Origin of the sequence: Burkholderia sp. Bp8992 (assembly GCF_003853705.1) — a bacterium.
Lineage (GTDB): Bacteria > Pseudomonadota > Gammaproteobacteria > Burkholderiales > Burkholderiaceae > Burkholderia.
The window spans coordinates 85,920-100,439 of the sequence record NZ_QTQI01000028.1 but is presented as its reverse complement, the minus strand read 5'-3'; the positions used below and the strand labels follow the sequence as shown (position 1 = coordinate 100,439).

The 14,520-nt window shown below is 66.1% G+C and carries 18 protein-coding genes; 10 read left to right on the top strand and 8 right to left on the bottom strand.

From position 1 onward, the window contains the following. A partial coding sequence (locus tag DIE03_RS31345) for an electron transfer flavoprotein subunit alpha/FixB family protein (RefSeq protein ID WP_221623705.1) occupies positions 1–254 on the top strand: 254 nt, incomplete at its 5' end. Positions 255–545: 291 nt separating this feature from the next. Here the strand turns inward: DIE03_RS31345 and DIE03_RS31340 are convergent. Then, a complete protein-coding gene (locus tag DIE03_RS31340) occupies positions 546–1,832 on the bottom strand; it encodes a D-amino acid dehydrogenase (protein WP_124456070.1) in 1,287 nt (428 codons plus the stop codon). Between the two features lie 145 nt (positions 1,833–1,977). On the opposite strand from DIE03_RS31340, the gene DIE03_RS31335 reads away from it, so the two are divergent. Both DIE03_RS31335 and DIE03_RS31330 read left to right on the top strand, forming a co-directional pair. Continuing rightward, a complete protein-coding gene (locus DIE03_RS31335; RefSeq protein WP_124456069.1) occupies positions 1,978–2,466 on the top strand; it encodes an Lrp/AsnC ligand binding domain-containing protein in 489 nt (162 codons plus the stop codon). 89 nt (positions 2,467–2,555) lie between these two features. Further along, positions 2,556–3,734, top strand: a complete 1,179-nt coding sequence (locus DIE03_RS31330; RefSeq protein WP_124456068.1) for a PA0069 family radical SAM protein — start codon at positions 2,556–2,558, stop codon at positions 3,732–3,734. Between the two features lie 64 nt (positions 3,735–3,798). On the opposite strand, the gene DIE03_RS31325 is transcribed toward DIE03_RS31330, so the two are convergent. Together DIE03_RS31325 and DIE03_RS31320 are read right to left on the bottom strand one after the other, a co-directional pair. After that, positions 3,799–4,266, bottom strand: a complete 468-nt coding sequence (locus DIE03_RS31325) for an NINE protein (protein ID WP_124456067.1) — start codon at positions 4,264–4,266, stop codon at positions 3,799–3,801. A 109-nt stretch (positions 4,267–4,375) separates the two neighbouring features. Then, positions 4,376–5,515, bottom strand: a complete 1,140-nt coding sequence (locus DIE03_RS31320; RefSeq protein ID WP_124456066.1) for a sorbosone dehydrogenase family protein — start codon at positions 5,513–5,515, stop codon at positions 4,376–4,378. A 152-nt stretch (positions 5,516–5,667) separates the two neighbouring features. Here DIE03_RS31320 and rpsP point away from each other — a divergent pair, with 152 nt between their 5' ends. From rpsP to DIE03_RS31290, 6 genes are all read left to right on the top strand, one after another. Continuing rightward, complete coding sequence (gene rpsP / locus DIE03_RS31315) at positions 5,668–5,922, top strand: 30S ribosomal protein S16 (protein WP_006476550.1); 255 nt, start codon at positions 5,668–5,670, stop codon at positions 5,920–5,922. Positions 5,923–5,964: 42 nt separating this feature from the next. Beyond that, positions 5,965–6,642, top strand: coding sequence for a ribosome maturation factor RimM (gene rimM / locus DIE03_RS31310; RefSeq protein WP_124456065.1), 678 nt, complete (start codon positions 5,965–5,967; stop codon positions 6,640–6,642). A 1-nt stretch (position 6,643) separates the two neighbouring features. Further along, positions 6,644–7,438 (top strand): tRNA (guanosine(37)-N1)-methyltransferase TrmD, encoded by a 795-nt coding sequence (gene trmD / locus DIE03_RS31305; RefSeq protein ID WP_111939641.1) that lies wholly within the window; start codon positions 6,644–6,646, stop codon positions 7,436–7,438. 133 nt (positions 7,439–7,571) lie between these two features. After that, positions 7,572–7,964 (top strand): 50S ribosomal protein L19, encoded by a 393-nt coding sequence (rplS, locus tag DIE03_RS31300; RefSeq protein WP_089450137.1) that lies wholly within the window; start codon positions 7,572–7,574, stop codon positions 7,962–7,964. An 87-nt stretch (positions 7,965–8,051) separates the two neighbouring features. Further along, complete coding sequence (locus tag DIE03_RS31295) at positions 8,052–8,738, top strand: CoA pyrophosphatase (RefSeq protein ID WP_124456064.1); 687 nt, start codon at positions 8,052–8,054, stop codon at positions 8,736–8,738. A 120-nt stretch (positions 8,739–8,858) separates the two neighbouring features. Further along, positions 8,859–9,797: a CobD/CbiB family protein gene (locus DIE03_RS31290; RefSeq protein WP_124456063.1), complete on the top strand. Its 939-nt coding sequence runs from the start codon at positions 8,859–8,861 to the stop codon at positions 9,795–9,797. Positions 9,798–9,860: 63 nt separating this feature from the next. On the opposite strand, the gene DIE03_RS31285 is transcribed toward DIE03_RS31290, so the two are convergent. The 3 genes from DIE03_RS31285 to DIE03_RS31275 all read right to left on the bottom strand — a co-directional run bounded on the left by DIE03_RS31285 (position 9,861) and on the right by DIE03_RS31275 (position 12,441). After that, positions 9,861–10,178, bottom strand: a complete 318-nt coding sequence (locus DIE03_RS31285; protein ID WP_124456062.1) for a DUF2007 domain-containing protein — start codon at positions 10,176–10,178, stop codon at positions 9,861–9,863. Positions 10,179–10,243: 65 nt separating this feature from the next. Beyond that, positions 10,244–11,185, bottom strand: a complete 942-nt coding sequence (rsgA, locus tag DIE03_RS31280) for a ribosome small subunit-dependent GTPase A (RefSeq protein WP_124456061.1) — start codon at positions 11,183–11,185, stop codon at positions 10,244–10,246. Next, a complete protein-coding gene (locus DIE03_RS31275; RefSeq protein ID WP_124456060.1) occupies positions 11,182–12,441 on the bottom strand; it encodes a M48 family metallopeptidase in 1,260 nt (419 codons plus the stop codon). Before DIE03_RS31275 ends, rsgA begins: the two co-directional genes overlap by 4 nt. Positions 12,442–12,558: 117 nt before the next feature. Between DIE03_RS31275 and orn the strand changes: the two genes are divergently transcribed. After that, on the top strand, positions 12,559–13,179 hold the full coding sequence (gene orn, locus DIE03_RS31270) for an oligoribonuclease (RefSeq protein ID WP_049030222.1): 621 nt from the start codon (positions 12,559–12,561) through the stop codon (positions 13,177–13,179). A gap of 34 nt (positions 13,180–13,213) precedes the next feature. Here the strand turns inward: orn and mog are convergent, their stop codons facing one another. Next, complete coding sequence (mog, locus tag DIE03_RS31265; RefSeq protein WP_124456059.1) at positions 13,214–13,822, bottom strand: molybdopterin adenylyltransferase; 609 nt, start codon at positions 13,820–13,822, stop codon at positions 13,214–13,216. Next, complete coding sequence (gene yjgA / locus DIE03_RS31260; protein ID WP_311767315.1) at positions 13,806–14,408, bottom strand: ribosome biogenesis factor YjgA; 603 nt, start codon at positions 14,406–14,408, stop codon at positions 13,806–13,808. The genes mog and yjgA overlap by 17 nt, the downstream gene beginning before the upstream one ends. Positions 14,409–14,520: the final 112 nt, after the last annotated feature.

The following is a 14,520-nucleotide window of genomic DNA, read 5'->3' as shown; positions in this document are numbered from 1 at the left end:
CGCGCGCGGCAGTCGACGCCGGCTACGTGCCGAACGACTACCAGGTCGGCCAGACCGGCAAGATCGTCGCACCGCAGCTGTACATCGCGGTCGGCATCTCGGGTGCGATCCAGCATCTGGCCGGCATGAAGGATTCGAAGGTGATCGTCGCGATCAACAAGGATCCCGAAGCACCGATCTTCAGCGTGGCCGACTATGGCCTCGTCGGCGATCTGTTCGCGCTCGTGCCGGAACTCGTGAGCGAGCTCGGCTGACGCGAGATGCTTCAGCATTGAGCATGTGGAAAAAGGGGCGCGACGAGCGCCCCTTTTTTTTTGCGCCATCGACAGATGGGGGAAGAGAGAAGCGAGCGCCGCACCAGGATCGTGTGGGCCGGTGCGCTCGAAGCGTCGATCGTCGGTGCGAAGGGCAACGAGAGCGTGCTCGCGTTGACGGAAGCTCCGTTCTGATCGTGCGCAACGCGATCGACGCAATGAAAAAGGCGCCCCTCGGGGCGCCTTTCCTTTTGCCGGTGACGAACTTGCGTCGAGGCAGGCCGTCGCGGCTTACGCGTAGGCCGGGCGCGTCTGGCCGGCCACGTCCTTCAGGTAACGATGCACCGACAGGTCGTCGGCCTGGATCGCGGGCATCTTGCCCGAGATCAGGTCGGCGAGCAGCTGACCCGAGCCGCACGACATCGTCCAGCCGAGCGTGCCGTGGCCGGTGTTCAGGAACAGGTTCGACACCGGCGTGCGGCCGACGATCGGCGTGCCGTCCGGCGTCATCGGGCGCAGGCCCGTCCAGAACGTGGCCTTCGACGTGTCGCCGCCGCCGGGGAACAGGTCGTTCACGCACATTTCGAGCGTTTCGCGGCGCGCGGCGCGCAGCTTCTTGTCGAAGCCGACGATTTCCGCCATGCCGCCGACACGGATGCGCTGGTCGAAGCGCGTGATCGCGATCTTGTAGGTCTCGTCGAGCACGGTCGACACGGGCGCGGCCGCTTCGTCGACGATCGGCGCGGTGATCGAATAGCCCTTCAGCGGATAGACGGGGATCTTCATCAGGTTCGAGATGAAGTTCGTCGAATACGAGCCGAGCGCGACGACGTACGCGTCCGCGCGCACCGTCTCGCTGCCGCACTGCACGCCGGCGATCTTGCCGCCCGCGATCGCGAGCGCATCGATCGGCGTGTTGTAGCGGAACTTGACGCCGAGCGATTCGGCGAGCGCCGCGAGGCGCGTCGTGAACAGCTGGCAATCGCCGGTTTCATCGCCCGGCAGGCGCAGGCCGCCCGTCAGCTTGTGCGAGACGGCCGCAAGCGCCGGTTCGGCGTTTTTCAGTTCGGCGGGCGACAGCAGTTCGAACGGCACGTTCGCTTCCTGCAGCACGGCGATGTCCTTGGCCGCGCCATCGAGCTGCTGCTGCGTGCGGAACAGTTGCAGCGTGCCGCCCGTGCGGCCTTCGTATTCGATGCCGGTATCGGCGCGCAGCGCCTGCAGGCAGTCGCGGCTGTATTCGGCGAGGCGGACCATGCGGCCCTTGTTGACCGCATAGCGCTCGGCCGTGCAGTTGCGCAGCATCTGGTACATCCACTGGAGCTGGAAGCGCGTGCCGTCGAGGCGGATCGCGAGCGGCGCATGCTTTTCGAACATCCACTTGACGGCCTTCAGCGGCACGCCGGGCGCGGCCCAAGGCGCGGCATAGCCGGGCGAGATCTGGCCTGCATTCGCGAAGCTCGTCTCGAGCGCCGGGCCGGCTTCCCGGTCGATCACCGTGACTTCATGGCCGGCGCGTGCGAGGTAATACGCGCTTGCCACGCCCACTACACCACTGCCCAGAATGACGACTCGCATAGCTGCTCCAGATGGAAGGGACCAGGTCGAGGCCGGGCGCATGTGCGGCTCCGTGTAACCTCTAGCTGATCTAGTTTTTTGCGCTATGGTATTGTCGAATGTGTAGGTTTTGTTATCGTATTTTTCAGGTTTTCAGCATAAACAAATGAGAACGCAACGTCAGCCCGTACGCTCGCTCGACAAGCTCGACCGGCGCATCCTGAAACTGCTCCAGGATGACGGCCGGATGGCGATGAAAGACCTCGCGGAACAGGTCGGACTGACCGTCACGCCGTGCATCGAGCGCGTACGGCGCATGGAGCGCGACGGCGTGATCACCGGCTATCACGCGCGGGTCGACCCGCATCAGCTGGATGCCGCGCTGCTGGTATTCGTCGAGATCACGCTCGGCCACAAGGGCGGCAACATGTTCGAGCAGTTCCGGCGCGAGGTGATGAAGATCGACGAGGTGCTCGAATGCCATCTCGTGTCCGGCGATTTCGACTACCTGATCAAGGCGCGGATCGGCGAGATGGCCGACTACCGGAAGCTGCTCGGCGACATCCTGCTGCAGTTGCCGGGCGCCGTGCAGTCGAAGAGCTACGTCGTGATGGAAGAAATCAAGGAGACACTGACGATCGCCGTCGGCGAGTGACGCGCCGGCGGCTGTTGTCGGGCCCCTTATCCCACCCTTGGCATGCTGCGCCCAATACTGTATAAATGTACAGTATTGGGCGCAGGCGAATGGGTGGGTACATGGACGATCGATCCGACAACGAATTTCCGGTAGCGCCGCCCGTGCCCCGCAAGGGGCGCGGGGCGGTCGACAATCTGCAGGGGCGGTATGAAATCGCGCAGCGCGAAGCGGTCGACGACGGCTGGACGCACGAGTCCGACGATGACGACTTCCCCGCGCCGCTGCGCACGCAGGTGTTCGAGGAGCGCGCGAAGAGCATCCTGACGCATAACCAGTCACCCGATATTCCGTTCAGCGTGTCGCTCAATCCGTATCGCGGCTGCGAGCACGGTTGCATCTACTGCTTCGCGCGGCCGACGCACAGCTATCTTGGCCTGTCGCCGGGGCTCGATTTCGAAAGCCGCATCTACGCGAAGGTCAACGCGGCCGAGTTGCTCGAGCGCGAGATTTCGCGCAAGCGCTATGTGCCGGAGCCGATCGCGCTCGGCGTCAATACCGACGCATACCAGCCGGTCGAGCGCGACCTGCGCATCACGCGCAGCGTGATCCAGGTGATGCACGATCGCGGGCTGCCGTTCGCGGCGATCACGAAATCGTCGCTGATCGAGCGCGATCTCGACCTGCTCGCACCGATGGCCGAGCGCGGGCAGGTGATGGCGGCGGTCACGATCACGACACTCGATGCCGATCTCTCGCGCACGCTCGAGCCGCGCGCGGCCACGCCGGCGCGGCGGTTGCGCACGATCCGCGCGCTGCGCGAGGCAGGCGTGCTGGTCGGCGTGAGCATTGCGCCGGTGATTCCGTTCGTGACGGAGCCCGACATGGAGCGCGTGCTCGAAGCGTGCGCGGAAGCCGGCGCGACGCATGCGAGCTACATCATCCTGCGGCTACCGTGGGAGGTCGCACCGCTGTTCAAGAACTGGCTTGCCGCGCATTTTCCCGACCGTGCGGAGCGCGTGATGAACCGCGTGCGCGACATGCGCGGCGGCAAGGACTACGACTCGGATTTCTCGAAACGGATGAAGGGCGAGGGGATCTGGGCAGACCTGTTGCGGCAGCGCTTTCGCCAGGCCGTCAAGCGGCTCGGGCTGAACGAGCGCACGAACGGCATTCTCGATCTGTCGCAGTTTCGCGGCGCGCCGGCTACGATCGCGCCTGCGCCGCGTGTTGCCGTGCGTGCGGCCGGCGCGAAGCCGCGCGACGACCTGCAGTTGAACCTGTTCTGACGCGCGGGCAGGGCCGTCGCGTATCGGCGCCGGGTGATGCGCGCCGGTGCCGCGTTCGTCGTGCTTACTGCGAAATCTGCTTCGCGGCCTCGACCTGCGATTCGAAATACGTCTGGAACGACAGCGCGAGTGCGGTCATCAGCAGGAACGCGCCGATCAGCAGCGAGAAGATCACGACGAAGATCACGGTCCAGCCCGACCGGCTGTGCTTGCCGGTGTCCGCGTTGAATTGCGCATCCCATTTCTCGTCGGGGCGCAACCCATAGACGAGTGCGGCGAGGAACGCCGCCAGCAACGAGATCGCGCCGGGTACCGCGAGCCACCATCCGAGGCCGGCCGTGCGCTGGGTCGCCGCGAGCAGGAGGAAGCCCGGGATGCCGACGATCGTCGCGAGCAGGTGTGCCCAGCCGTACACGTCGCGAAAGCCGTACAGATAGAAGCGGTGCGCACCGAGCGATCCGAACAGGAACGCGAGGGCGGCGGTGAGCGTCTTGGAGCGGAAGCGGCGGGACGGTGCGGTGCTGCTGGACATGGATGGCGGCGTGTTGTCGTTGGCGTGGGCGGCCGGCGGGCCGGCGCGGGCGCGCGGCCCGGCACGCATTCTACGATGCCCGGTCGGGGCCGGTCACCCCTTGCATGCGTCAAGGTGCCGCATAGGTCACGCGGTAGATGGCGCCGGCGTAATCGTCGCTGACGAGCAGCGAACCGTCCGGCAGCGGCAGCACGTCGGCCGGGCGTCCCCATACCGTGCCGTCGGGCCGCAGCCAGCCCGTGACGAACGGCGTCTGGCGCGCCTGGCTGCCGTCCGCCGACACGACCACGCGCACGACGCGGTAGCCGACCTTCGTGCTGCGGTTCCACGAACCGTGTTCGGCAATGAACACGTTATTGCGATACGACGCCGGAAACATCGGTCCGGTATAGAAGCGCATGCCGAGCGCGGCAACGTGCGCGCCGAGTTTCAGGACGGGCGGTACGTAGCGGCGGCACGCGTCGGCGCTGCCGAATTCAGGGTCGGGCGTATCGCCCCCATGACAATAAGGAAAGCCGAAGTCGAGCCCGGCGCGCGGCGCGCGATTCAGCTTGTCGTCGGGAACGTCGTCGCCCATCATGTCGCGCCCGTTGTCGGTAAACCACAGCTCTCCCGAATCGGGATGCCATGCGAAGCCGACCGTATTGCGCACGCCGCGCGCCACCACCTCGCTTCCGCTGCCGTCCGTCTTCATGCGTGCGATGATCGCGTAGCGGTTGCGATCGGCGAGGCAGACGTTGCACGGTGCGCCGGTCGGCACGTACAGCTTGCCGTCCGGGCCGAACGCGATGAATTTCCAGCCGTGATGGTGTTCGGTCGGCAGCGCGTCGGTCACGACGACGGGGGCCGGTGGCTTGGCGAGCCGGTCGTCGACATGATCGACGCGCAAGATGCGCGAGACGGCGGATATATAGAGGGCGCCATCGCGGTAGGCGACGCCGACGGGCATGTCGAGCCCGGATGCAATCACATGGCGTGCGCTGATCCGGCCCTCGTGCATCACGAACGCATGCACGCGGCCTTCCCGCGTACCGACATACAGGATGCCGCGCGGCGACCAGGCCATTTCGCGCGCGGTCGGTACCGCGTCGGTCAGGACTTCCACGTGGAAGCCGGGCGGAACGACGAGTTCGCTCACCGGCAACGATGCGGCAAACACCGGTGCGGACGCGAGGCAGGCAAGGCCGGCAAGCAGCGCCGTGAAACGGCGCTGCGCGCGGCGCGTCGAGGCGGCGCGAAAGGGCGGCATGACGGTGGGAAACGTCCTGGACACGACGATTGTATGCCCGCCCGCCAGGCCGTCCGCGGATTATTTGCGCGTAAGTGTTTGTTGTACCTCTGGTTTCCGGCTATAATCGCGTGTTTCAGTAGTTTCGAACCCGGTTTTCCGAAGGACATCATATGGTTATCATCCGTCTGGCTCGTGGCGGCTCGAAGAAGCGCCCGTTCTACAACATCGTCGCTACCGATTCGCGCAACCGTCGTGACGGCCGCTTCATCGAGCGCGTCGGCTTCTACAACCCGGTCGCCACGAAGGGCGAATCGCTGCGTATCGCTCAGGATCGCCTGACGTACTGGCAAGGCGTTGGCGCGCAACTGTCGCCGACCGTCCAGCGTCTCGTGAAGGAAGCGCAAAAGGCGCAACCGGCTGCCTAACATGGCACGGTGTGCCGGTCGTGCCGGCTGTGAGGTGCATTGATGGCGGGTCACGATTCCGGTAATGCAAGGCGCGGGCGTGCGTCATTCGGCGCATTCGTCCGCAAGCCGGTCGAGCGCGACGCTGTCGCGGGCGCCGGTGAGGCTGCCGAGCAAGGTGGTCTCGAAGCGACGCAAGCCTGGCCCGACGATGCCGTCGAGGTCGGGGCGGTAGTCGACGCCTACGGCCTGAAGGGCTGGGTCAAGGTGGCGACGCATGCCGACGCCGGTCGCGGCGGCGACGCGTTGCTCAACGCGCGTCGCTGGTGGCTGGAACGCGGTGCGGAGCGGCTTTCCGTCCGCATCATGCAGTCGAAGACGCACAGCGACACCGTCGTTGCGCAACCCGCGGGCGTCAGCGACCGCGATGCCGCGCTCGCGATGCGCGGCTTTCGCGTGTTCGTGCGCCGGGAAGATTTCCCGGCATTGGCCGCGGACGAATTCTATTGGGTCGACCTGATCGGTCTCGAGGTCGTCAACGAGCAATCGGTGGCGCTCGGGAAGGTGAGCGGGATGATCGACAACGGCGTGCATTCGATCATGCGTGTCGAGTATCCGGCGACCGGCAAAGACGGTCAGCCGACCACCGACGAGCGGTTGATCCCGTTTGTCGGCGTATACGTCAAAACGGTGGATCAGGCGGCGCGTCGTATCGTCGTCGACTGGGAAGCCGATTACTGAAATGAACCAGGTTACCGAGAGCGCGGTGCAGTTCGACGTCGTCACGCTCTTTCCCGAGATGTTCCGTGCACTGACCGACTGGGGAATCACCAGCCGGGCCGTCAAGCAGGGGCGCTTCGGGCTGCGCACCTGGAACCCGCGTGATTTCACGACGGACAACTACCGCACGGTCGATGATCGTCCGTACGGCGGCGGTCCGGGCATGGTGATGCTGGCGAAGCCGCTCGAAGCCGCCATTGACGCCGCGAAAGCGGCGCAGGCGGAGCAGGGCATCGCGAGCACGCGTGTCGTGATGATGTCGCCGCAGGGCGCGCCGCTCACGCACGATCGTGCGGTGCGGATGGCGCAGGAGCCGGGCGTGGTCGTGCTGTGCGGCCGCTACGAAGCGATCGACCAGCGTCTGCTCGACCGGTGCGTCGACGAGGAAATCAGCCTCGGCGATTTCGTCCTGTCGGGTGGCGAACTGCCGGCGATGGCGATGATGGATGCGGTCGTGCGGTTGCTGCCCGGCGTGCTGAACGATTCGCTGTCGGCCGTGCAGGACAGTTTCGCCGACGGGCTGCTCGATTGTCCGCACTACACGCGTCCCGAGGAATACGACGGCATGCGCGTGCCGGACGTGCTGCTCGGCGGGCATCATGCCGAGATCGAGCGGTGGCGGCGCCAGGAAGCATTGAGGAATACGTTGCGGAAGCGGCCGGACCTGATCGTCCGGGCGCGCCGCGAGAAGTTGTTGAGCCGGGCCGACGAGGCGTGGCTTGCGAACCTCGCACGCGAAGCGAAGGACGCCTCCTGAGGCGGCTGCGCGGGCGGGAATTGGCGGTGCCGTGCATGCGTGTGCGGCGCCTGATGTGAATCCATCCTCTATCGGGGCCAGGCCTGGAAGCAGGCGGGTACCAACGCCGACACGATGGCATAAGGAGTCAGTAATGAATCTGATCGCAAAACTTGAGCAGGAAGAGATCGAGCGCGCGCTCGCCGGCAAGACGATCCCCGATTTCGCCCCGGGCGACACGGTGATCGTGAACGTGAACGTGGTTGAAGGTAACCGCAAGCGCGTTCAGGCTTACGAAGGCGTCGTGATCGCGATTCGCAGCCGTGGTCTGAACTCGAACTTCATCGTTCGCAAGATCTCGTCGGGCGAAGGCGTCGAGCGTACGTTCCAGACGTACTCGCCGCTGCTGGCAAGCATCGTCGTGAAGCGTCGCGGCGATGTGCGTCGTGCGAAGCTGTACTACCTGCGCGAGCGTTCGGGCAAGTCGGCTCGTATCAAGGAAAAGCTGGTGTCGAAGGATCGCGCCGCAGCAGCTTCCCAAGAGTAAGAGCTGTAAGGAAAAAGCACCCACCCGGGTGCTTTTTTCATTCTGGCGCGACAATATGCTCGATACGACACGAACTCGAGAGCCCCATTGAATCGCCGCCCCATCATCGATCCCGAAGTCCTGCCGGTCGAAGGCACCGGTGCCGGCCTGCCTGTCATCGATCCCCGGCTGATGACGCCGTCCGGCTTGCGCGAACGTTTCGCGCGCACGCTCGAATGGAGCGTCGAGCCCGGCGAGGCGAGGCTGCAGGAAGGCGTCGATCCGCGTAGTGCGGCCGTCCTCATGCCGCTCGTCGTCCGCGAGGCGGGCCTGACTGTCCTGCTGACCCTGCGCGCCGATCACCTGAACGACCACGCCGGGCAGATCAGCTTTCCCGGCGGCCGTCGCGAGGCGTTCGATCGCGATGCAACGGCCACTGCGTTGCGCGAGGCGAAGGAAGAGATCGGGCTGGCCGACGAACGCGTCGAGATCCTCGGTGCACTGCCCGACTACCTGACCGGCACGGGCTTCTGCGTGACGCCGGTGGTCGGCCTCGTGCATCCGCCGTTCACCGTGCAGGCCGATACGTTCGAAGTCGCCGAGATTTTCGAAGTGCCGCTCGCGTTTCTGATGAATCCCGCGAACCATCAGGTCCGTGTGTTCCGCTGGGAGGGCGGCGAGCGTCGTTTTTTTGCGATGCCTTATCCGAATGGCGAACCGGGCGGGCATTACTTCATCTGGGGCGCAACTGCCGCCATGTTTCGCAATCTCTACCGCTTCTTGGCCGCCGGCTAGGCGCACGCACCGGCCGGCGCGCGCGGCCGGCCGCCGGGCGACTGCGCCGGCAGCCATGCGGGGCTTACGCTGTGCTATCGTTATGCAAAAAATGACATAACTCCGAAGACGGCGCCACGCATGACTTTCTTTTCGGTTCTCCTCGCCCTCATCATCGAGCAGGTCCGCGCGTTATCACCGAGCAATCCGGTGTTTGCGCTGTTCCAGTTTCATGCGGAAACCGTTGCGCATGGGCTCGACGCCGGCAAGCAGAAGCACGGCATCCTCGCATGGCTCGCGGTCGTGCTGCCGTGGGTGCTGATCGTCGCGCTGATCTATTTCCTGCTGTACAAGGTGAGCTTCGTGCTCGCGTTCCTGTGGAACGTCGCCGTCGTGTATTTCACGCTCGGCTTCCGCCAGTTCAGCCATTACTTCACCGACATCCACCTCGCGCTCAACAACGACGACGTGCCGCGTGCGCGCGAAATCCTCCACGAGTGGACGGGCATCGACACGGTCGACATGCCGGTCGGCGAAATCGTCCGCCATACGTTGATTCACGCGGTTGTCGCATCGCATCGCCACGTGTTCGGCGTGTTCTTCTGGTATGTGCTGCCGATCGGTCCGGCCGGCGCCGTGCTGTACCGGATTTCCGAATACCTCGCGCGCAGCTGGTCGACGCCGGGCGACGACCGCACGGCCGCGTTCTCGACGTTCGCGCAGCGCGCGTTCTTCGTGATCGACTGGATTCCCGCGCGACTGACCGCGCTCGGTTTCGCGATCGTCGGCAATTTCGAGGATGCGATCTACGCGTGGCGCAATCACACGCGCCAGTGGCCCGACCCGAACGACGGCGTGCTGCTCGCAGCCGGCAGCGGGGCGCTCGGTGCACGTCTCGCGGGGCCGCTCGCGGAGCCGTCGAGCCTCGATGCGCTGGCGGTCGGCGACAGCGGTCCGTTGACGGTCGGTGATGATTGCACGCCGCGTACGCTGCAATCGGCGGTCGGCCTCGTCTGGCGCGCGGTGATCCTGTGGATGATCCTGCTGTTGATGCTGACACTCGCCGTCTGGGTGTCGTAACGACGCAGTGCAGGATTCGATGAAAGAACAGGCCGGCTCGATGCCGGCCTGTTTGCTGTGTGGTCAGTCGTCGCGCGGGTCCCGGACGGCGCCGCACTGCCAGCACGCGGTGAACTGCGCTTCGAGCGCTTCGCCGCACTGCCGGCAGCGCCACGGCGCGGCGCCGGCCGACGGGCCGTGCGATGCGGCGTCGAGGAGCTTGCGGGCGAGTGCATCGTCGCGTTCGTCGTCGAGCCACAGCTCGGGCGTGCACGCATCGGCCGGCAGGCCGCCGAGCGCGCCCGTCGCATAGCAGTTGTGCAGCTCGCAACCGACGCCGGCCACCTGAAGCACGTTGGCCCAATGCTGCGCGGTCGCGAGATCGGGTGCCTTGAAGCGCATTGCGGCTCCTGTCGGTGAAGGCCGGCCCGCAGCATGCCGGCCGGCGCCGCGCGCGTGTCGCGCGCTCAGCGAACGATCTGGCTCGCCTCGTGCACGAGCTGCGCGTACAGCGCATGCCGCGTCGGCGCGATGCGGCCGTCGGCGACAGCCTCGAGAATCGCGCAGCCAGGCTCGTGCAGATGATGACAATTATAGAAACGGCAGTCCGCGAGCAGCGGCCGGAACTCCGGAAATGCGCGCTCGAGGCGGCCTTCGGTCAGGTGGTAGAGGCCGAATTCCTGGAAGCCCGGCGAATCGATCAGCGCGCCGCCGCCTTCCAGCGGGTAGAGGCGCGTGAACGTCGTCGTGTGGCGGCCGCTGTTGAGTGCGGCCGAAATCTCGCGCGTGGCGGCTTCGGCGTCGGGCACGAGCAGGTTCACGAGCGTCGACTTGCCCATCCCGGACTGGCCGAGCAGGATCGTCGAGTGCCCGGCGAGATGCGGCATCAGCTGCGCGCGCGCGTCGTCGGGCGAACCCTTCACCGACAGCTCGAGCACGTCGTAGCCGAGCGCGCGGTACGGCGCGAGCCTTTCGCGCGCGACCGGCAGCGCGGCCTCGACGTCGATCTTGTTCAGCACGACCAGCGGCTTCAGCTCGTTCGCCTCGGCGGCGATCAACGCGCGGCCGAGCAGGTCCTCGCTGAAATAGGGCTCGGTCGCGAGCACGATCAGCAACTGGTCGAGATTGGCCGCGAACAGCTTCGACTTGAACTGGTCGGAGCGGTACAGCAGGTTGCGCCGTTCGCCGATCTCGACGATCACGCCCTGGTCGGCCGACGCGAGTTCGTACACGACGCGGTCGCCGACCGCGATGTCGCTCTTCTTGCCGCGCGGGAAGCACTGCAGCATCGGGCCGCCGTCGTCGGGCGCGACGATGTAGTGGCGCCCGTGCGCCGCGATCACGCGGCCTTCGACCCGTTGCGCGTTCGACGCGCGCGGGGCCGGCTTGCGGGAAGTCGGGCGGCTCATGCGTGTTGCAGCAGGCGGTCGATCCGCTGCGACGCAGGCGGATGCGAGTAGTAGAAGGCCGTGTAGACAGGGTCGGGCGTCAGCGTCGACGCGTTGTCCTCGTAGAGCTTCACGAGCGCGCTGACGAGATCCTGCGCGTCGGTCTGGCTGGCCGCGAACGCGTCGGCCTCGAATTCGTGCTTGCGCGACGTGAGGCTGCTGAACGGCGTCGCGAAGAACAGGAACACCGGAATCGCGAGGAAGAACAGCACGAGCGCGGCGCCCGCGTTGCTGGTGTCGAGCGACGGTATGACGCCGAGCCCGGTGTAGAACCACGTGCGTTGCGCGAGCCAGCCGAGCAGCGCGAGCAGCACGAGGCTCAGCACGAACGACACGAGCATCCGCTTCATCACGTGGCGGCGCTTGAAATGGCCGAGCTCGTGCGCGAGCACGGCCTCGATTTCCTGGCCGGACAGGCGCGCGAGCAGCGTGTCGAAGAACACGATCCGCTTCGACGCGCCGAAGCCCGTGAAGTACGCGTTGCCGTGCGCGGAGCGGCGGCTGCCGTCCATCACGAACAGCCCCTTTGCCGCGAAGCCGCAGCGCTTCATCAGCGACTCGATGCGCGAGCGCAGCGCATCGTCCTTCAGCGGCTCGAACTTGTTGAAGATCGGTGCGATGAAGGTCGGGTAGATCAGCAGCACGAGCATCTGGAATGCGACCCAGACGATCCAGGTCCACAGCCACCACAGGCTGCCGGCCTGGTTCATCAGCCACAGCACGACGAACAGCAGCGGCAGGCCGAGCGCGGCGCCGAGCAACGTGTTTTTCAGCATGTCGGTGAAGAACAGCCGCTTCGTCATCCGGTTGAAGCCGAAGCGCTGCTCAATCCCGAACTGGCGGTAATACTCGAACGGGACGTCGATCACGCCGGTGATCACGAGCACCGAGGCGACGAGCGCGACCTGTTGCCCGTAGCCGCGGCCGAGCCAGCCGGTCAGCAGCGTGTCGAGCGCGCCGACGCCGCCGAGCAGCGTCAGGCCGACCAGCACGGCCGCGCTGACGACGATTTCGAGCATCGTCAGCCGGGTGCGCTCGACCGTATAGTCGGCCGCGCGCTGGTGGGCGGTCAGCGGAATGGTCGCGCTGAACTGCGCGGGCACGCCGTTGCGGTGCGCCGCGACGAAGCGGATCTGCCGCGACGCGAGCCACAGCTTGGTGACGACCATCGCGAGTACGGCGATCGCGAACAGCAGGGTGAACGAAAAGGGTGACATCGAAGGCGCCAAAGGGTTCTATGCGAGAATTATATGTTCTTGCGGACCGGCCCCGCTGATGCGATGCCGGCCGTCCGGGCGGCATCGCGCGCCGCCCGCCATTTTCCAGGATGACTCATGACCGATACCGCCGCTTCCGCCAGCCAGCCCGCGCTCGTGCGCAACGAGTTGAACCTCGTCTGGCTCGACATGGAGATGACGGGCCTCGACCCGGATAACGACCGCATCATCGAGATCGCGGTCGTCGTGACCAATTCCACGCTCGACATCGCGGTCGAAGGCCCCGTGTTCGCGATCCACCAGAGCGACGAAACGCTCGCGAAGATGGACGACTGGAACAAGTCGACCCACGGCCGCTCCGGCCTGATCGACCGCGTGCGTGCGTCGACCGTGACCGAGGCGGAAGCCGCCGCGCAGCTGCAGGCGTTTCTCGCGCAGTACGTGTCGCCCGGCAAGTCGCCGATGTGCGGCAACTCGATCTGCCAGGACCGCCGCTTCATGGCGCGCTGGATGCCGGAATTCGAGCGGTTCTTCCATTACCGCAATCTCGACGTCAGCACGCTCAAGGAGCTGTGCCGCCGCTGGCAGCCCGCGATCTACAAGGGTTTCCAGAAGCGCGCGATGCACACGGCGCTCGCGGACATCCACGAGTCGATCGACGAGCTGAAGTATTACCGCGAGCATTTCCTGATTCCGGCCGCGTCTGCGCCGGCGGGCGAGTCCGCGCCGGCCGCCTGAGCGGGCCGGCACGCGTTCGGCGCACGGCAAACGCTCAGCGCCGCGCGCTTTTCGGCCGGAACGCAGCGACCACCGCGGCGTCGGTCTCGATGTACGGGCCGCCGATCAGGTCGATGCAGTAGGGCACCGCGGCGAAGATGCCGGGCACGGTCGACTTGCCGTCGGCATCGCGCAGCCCTTCGAGGGTTTCCCGGATCGACTTCGGCTGGCCGGGCAGGTTGATGATCAGCGCCGCGTGGTCGGCCGTCTCGCGGATCACCGCGACCTGCCGCGACAGGATCGCGGTCGGCACGAAATTCAGGCTGATCTGCCGCATCTGTTCACCGAATCCCGGCATTTCCTTCGTCGCCACGGCCAGCGTGGCCTCGGGCGTCACGTCGCGACGCGCGGGGCCCGTGCCGCCGGTCGTCAGCACGAGATCGCACCCCGCGACGTCGACGAGCTCGGTGAGCGTGGCGGAAATCGTCGGCGCATCGTCCTGGATCAGGCGCGTTTCGGCGCGCCACGGCGAAACCAGCGCGCCGCCAAGCCATTCCTGCAGCGCCGGAATGCCCTTGTCTTCGTAGACGCCCGTGCTCGCGCGGTCGCTGATCGACACGAGGCCGACGACCAGTTCGTCCGGGTGGTTACGCTTCGTCGTCATGGTCGTTTTCGGTGTCGTCCGGCGCGTCTTCACCCGCATCGGGCGTGCCGCTCGCGGTCTTGATCCACTGGAACAGCTCGCGGAAATAACGCGGCGGCTTGCCTTGCTGCGCTTCCTTGCGTGCGTTGCGGATCAGCGTGCGGCCTTCCTGGATGTCGGCGTCCGGGTGCTGGCGCAGGAATTCGGTCAGCGCGTCGTCGCTGGCGAGCAGCTGGTCGCGCGTACGCTCGATCCAGTGCAGGCGGGCCGTCGCGGCCTTGTTCACGCCGCGTTGTGCGTCGAGGGCGGAGCGCAGCGCGGCCGTTTCGTCGTCGGTCAGCGAGCGCATGACGCGGCCGACGTACTGGAGCTGGCGGCGCTTGCCTTCGTGATCGGTGATCCGGCGTGCCTCACGGACGGCGTCCGCCAGGCTTTCGGGCATCGGCATGCGCTTGAGGGCGTCTTTCGGCAGATCGACGAGCGCCTGGCCGAGCACCTGCAACTCGTGCATCTCGCGCTTCAACTGGGATTTGCTGGGACGATCGTAGCCATTGTCGTCGTCTTCGACGGCATGCTCGATCGGCTGGATTCGGGTTTTGCGTGTCATGGGCGGCATTGTATCGCGGCGCGGACACCCCAAGCTTGTCTGTGTCCGGCCCCGGACCTTGCTATGATCGCGGGATACGCAACATTTTGACCATGCGGGCGCCCGCCCGCCA

Excerpts from the sequence above, each read along its gene's own strand:
- trmD (WP_111939641.1), top strand. The coding sequence starts at position 6,644 with ATGAACCAGGTTACCGAGAGCGCGGTGCAGTTCGACGTCGTCACGCTC.
- DIE03_RS31275 (WP_124456060.1), bottom strand. The coding sequence starts at position 12,441 with ATGTCACCCTTTTCGTTCACCCTGCTGTTCGCGATCGCCGTACTCGCG.
- orn (WP_049030222.1), top strand. The coding sequence starts at position 12,559 with ATGACCGATACCGCCGCTTCCGCCAGCCAGCCCGCGCTCGTGCGCAAC.
- DIE03_RS31330 (WP_124456068.1), top strand. The coding sequence starts at position 2,556 with ATGGGTGGGTACATGGACGATCGATCCGACAACGAATTTCCGGTAGCG.
- DIE03_RS31320 (WP_124456066.1), bottom strand. The coding sequence starts at position 5,515 with ATGCCGCCCTTTCGCGCCGCCTCGACGCGCCGCGCGCAGCGCCGTTTC.
- DIE03_RS31340 (WP_124456070.1), bottom strand. The coding sequence starts at position 1,832 with ATGCGAGTCGTCATTCTGGGCAGTGGTGTAGTGGGCGTGGCAAGCGCG.
- rpsP (WP_006476550.1), top strand. The coding sequence starts at position 5,668 with ATGGTTATCATCCGTCTGGCTCGTGGCGGCTCGAAGAAGCGCCCGTTC.
- DIE03_RS31335 (WP_124456069.1), top strand. The coding sequence starts at position 1,978 with ATGAGAACGCAACGTCAGCCCGTACGCTCGCTCGACAAGCTCGACCGG.
- DIE03_RS31285 (WP_124456062.1), bottom strand. The coding sequence starts at position 10,178 with ATGCGCTTCAAGGCACCCGATCTCGCGACCGCGCAGCATTGGGCCAAC.
- DIE03_RS31325 (WP_124456067.1), bottom strand. The coding sequence starts at position 4,266 with ATGTCCAGCAGCACCGCACCGTCCCGCCGCTTCCGCTCCAAGACGCTC.
- rplS (WP_089450137.1), top strand. The coding sequence starts at position 7,572 with ATGAATCTGATCGCAAAACTTGAGCAGGAAGAGATCGAGCGCGCGCTC.
- yjgA (WP_311767315.1), bottom strand. The coding sequence starts at position 14,408 with ATGACACGCAAAACCCGAATCCAGCCGATCGAGCATGCCGTCGAAGAC.
- rsgA (WP_124456061.1), bottom strand. The coding sequence starts at position 11,185 with ATGAGCCGCCCGACTTCCCGCAAGCCGGCCCCGCGCGCGTCGAACGCG.
- mog (WP_124456059.1), bottom strand. The coding sequence starts at position 13,822 with ATGACGACGAAGCGTAACCACCCGGACGAACTGGTCGTCGGCCTCGTG.
- rimM (WP_124456065.1), top strand. The coding sequence starts at position 5,965 with ATGGCGGGTCACGATTCCGGTAATGCAAGGCGCGGGCGTGCGTCATTC.
- DIE03_RS31290 (WP_124456063.1), top strand. The coding sequence starts at position 8,859 with ATGACTTTCTTTTCGGTTCTCCTCGCCCTCATCATCGAGCAGGTCCGC.